The organism is Spirulina sp. 06S082 (assembly GCF_034932145.1).
GTDB lineage: Bacteria > Cyanobacteriota > Cyanobacteriia > Cyanobacteriales > Spirulinaceae > CCY15215.
Window position 1 is genome coordinate 1 of the sequence record NZ_JAYGHV010000465.1, and the last position, 3,002, is coordinate 3,002.

The 3,002-nt window shown below is 37.3% G+C and carries 6 protein-coding genes; 3 read left to right on the forward strand and 3 right to left on the reverse strand.

Annotation, left to right across the window (positions count from 1 at the left end):
- From VB714_RS26975 to mscL, 3 genes are all read left to right on the forward strand, one after another.
- On the forward strand, positions 1-381 hold a 381-nt coding region (locus tag VB714_RS26975), incomplete at its 5' end, for a tetratricopeptide repeat protein (RefSeq protein WP_323228403.1).
- Between the two features lie 112 nt (positions 382-493).
- Positions 494-688, forward strand: a complete 195-nt coding sequence (locus VB714_RS26980; protein ID WP_323228405.1) for a DUF6887 family protein — start codon at positions 494-496, stop codon at positions 686-688.
- A 114-nt stretch (positions 689-802) separates the two neighbouring features.
- Positions 803-1,237: a large conductance mechanosensitive channel protein MscL gene (gene mscL / locus VB714_RS26985; protein WP_323228406.1), complete on the forward strand. Its 435-nt coding sequence runs from the start codon at positions 803-805 to the stop codon at positions 1,235-1,237.
- Between the two features lie 70 nt (positions 1,238-1,307).
- Here the strand turns inward: mscL and VB714_RS26990 are convergent, their stop codons facing one another.
- The 3 genes from VB714_RS26990 to VB714_RS27000 form a co-directional block, all read right to left on the reverse strand.
- On the reverse strand, positions 1,308-1,676 hold the full coding sequence (locus VB714_RS26990) for a hypothetical protein (protein WP_323228407.1): 369 nt from the start codon (positions 1,674-1,676) through the stop codon (positions 1,308-1,310).
- A 212-nt stretch (positions 1,677-1,888) separates the two neighbouring features.
- Positions 1,889-2,056, reverse strand: a complete 168-nt coding sequence (locus VB714_RS26995; RefSeq protein ID WP_323228408.1) for a hypothetical protein — start codon at positions 2,054-2,056, stop codon at positions 1,889-1,891.
- Positions 2,057-2,093: 37 nt separating this feature from the next.
- Positions 2,094-3,002: GH3 family domain-containing protein (locus VB714_RS27000; RefSeq protein WP_323228410.1), on the reverse strand; the 909-nt coding region annotated here is incomplete at its 5' end.

The window sequence follows — 3,002 nt, forward strand, 5'->3', positions numbered from 1 at the left end:
TATACTTGGTATAATCGAGGTGCTGCACTCCTTAACTTAAAACGATATAAAGAAGCATTAAAAAGCTACGATCGCGCCCTAAAGATTCAACCTGACGATCACTATACTTGGTATAATCGAGGTGCTGCACTCCTTAACTTAAAACGATGTAAAGAAGCATTAAAAAGCTGCGATCGCGCTCTAGAGATTCAAACTGACTATCACTATGCTTGGTATAATCGAAGTATTGTACTTCGTAGTTTAGGTCGCATTGAAGAATCAGGAATTAGTTTTTTGAAATTTTTACACTATCAACCATCTTCGGAAAAAAACTGGTATTTTAAATTGCTAACTTGGATATTCTCCAATTATGCAAACTTGGACGCGGACAATGAAAATTAAATCGAAAACAACAGAAGGGCGATCGCGTTTCCAAAGAAATAGACTAAAATTATACGACGGCTGATATCTAAACGATACAATTTGAGATTGCCCCAAATGGAGAAATAATTCCATGAGTAAAGTCAACTATGCAACCATGACAGATGCAGAATTAAAGCGCTATATTTTGGCGCATCGCGACGATCGCAATGCTTTTTATGCTTATATGGATCGGCGATATTCTCGACCTAACCGAGAAGCAATTTCTCCAAACGATCCCAATTGGAAAGCAAAAGCACTGTCCAGCATTAGAGCAAAATTATCCTAAAACTAAATCGAAGCGATCGCATTACTTTGATATACTTCCAAGATAGATTAATGAATAATCAATCATAATCTTTGTTTAAAAAATCAATTTAACCCTTAAACTTGAGGTAAAACAATGACATCTCGTAATGGAAAGCGTACATTAATCGGCGATTTTCGTGATTTTATTATGCGAGGGAATGTAATTGACCTGGCTGTTGCGGTCATTATTGGAGGCGCATTTGGTAAGATTGTTACTTCATTCGTCGAGAATATCATTACTCCGCTTATTTTAAACCCAGCCATGAAAGCGGCTCAAGTCGATAAGCTGGAGAATTTAGCGTCTGGTGGTATTCAATATGGTTTGTTTTTGGCAGCTATTTTGAACTTTTTGGTCATTGCTTTTTGTATGTTTCTGATAGTGCGTAGTTTTGAGGGGGCAAAAAAACGCTTGAATCGAGAAGAGGCGATCGCGGCACCGGAACCCACTCCCGATCCGTCAATTGTGGCACAAGAAAATTTAACTCAAGCGGTTGAAAACCTTACAAAGGTTATGGAACAAAAAACATAAAGAGAAGTAAAGGCGATCGCGGCTTTCCTTTTAGTGAAAAATACGAGGATTGGCGATCGTCATTAGTTTTCTATAAACCTAATGGCAAATCTTTTTTGATCCGAAGTTTTTTCTTTTCCTCTTCTGAGAGATTTGCAAGATAACCATTTCCATCTTCAAACCATTTTTGTGCTTCTTCATAGCTGGGTTGGTAAGGAGGAGATACTAAATTTCTTATAGAATCCAATGCTGAAGTTAACGCCGCCAGAAAGATAGAAGTAATAATTAATATTGCTACTAATGCTACCACTAATGGGACAACAAAAATAGAAATATAGGCTGGAAAAGATTTATCTAAAATTGTTTTTGAAGTGGGAGAAAAAGAATCTGAAACTTTAAAAACTATTCTAAATTGTTTGTTTTCTTCTTTTATAGCAAAATTTTCAAGAGCATAACTCATTTTATACCTCCTTTTCACAATAAGGTGTTTTGTTGGAATAGCCTCTGTTCTTATATTTGAAGCCTAAACTTTGATATTGTTCGATAAGGCCTTGAACAGGGTAGATCAATCTTACATATTTTTTTCGCATTAATTTAGCATATTCCACCCCTGTCATAATAATTATATCTAAGATATGTCCTTTCAATGGATGAGTTTGCATTGGACAACCCTCAATTAGGTGGCTCGCGATCGCTATTGGGTTCCCATGTATTTAGCCAAGCAGTTAGAGCCGCATCGTCAATTCTGCTCAATCTTACTGGTATTTCCAAAATTTCAGTAAACTCGCGCTCTACATTTTCAAAAACTGCATCTAATGGAGTTTTCTGTAGTTGTGTCATAGAATCATAAATTAACTTAATTCACAGAATTCTAATTTCAATACGCCATATCTATTTTATTCATTATAGTCAATCCTTGGAGAAAACTGCGATCTTCGCTAATATGAGGAAACTTGAGATGAGCATCAGACATTCCCTTATCGAGTTGTCGCTGACGCACGATCGCGAAACTTCCAGGGGCTAAAATTTGCAGTCGAGGGGGAGGAACTTCAGACGATCGCACGGTTGTATAAGGATTATTAAATTCTCCCAACCAATACTCAAAACGATGCAGAAATTTTTGCGGATATTCTAGAGTTTGTCCATCAGTTAATTCAATATTGACTAAATAGCGAGAAGGAAATTCATTATCAGACAAGGTAATACAAAAATCATCTAAATCTAAGTTAAATTCTTGACTTAATGCTTGCATCACTTGGGTTGCATGAAATTCCGTTGTTTTTTCCGTTGTTGCTGATAATAAGCCCCCGCGTCGATGGCGAAAGACGATTATAGGAGTTTGTTCGTAGAATCCCAAAATCTCCACAATATCGCCAATATCGTAACGGTAAATGCCACTATAACTTGTTACCAACATTCGATAACTTTGACCAATTTCAACTTCATTGGGTAAGAGTGTTTGCGGGTTTTCCCGATCCCAATCTTCCTCTGGGATGAACTCGTAAAAACCAGTATCGATCGATAAAATAGTTCCTGCTTGGTTCAGATCGTAAGAGACTCCAAATGTTCCTTCTGCACTGCCATAAACGCCGCCAAAAATTGGTGTATCTCCAAAATAATCGGGAAAGCGTTCAAAATAAAAATCGGAAGTTCCTCCCATTGCCGTGACGATGAAAGATAAGTCCGGCCAAGCTAATTTAGGGGTGAGTCTTCCCTCTATATTTAAAATGTTCTCTAATTGAGTTGCACGCTGAGGATTAGCGCGTAATTTTTGCTCTAATTGGTG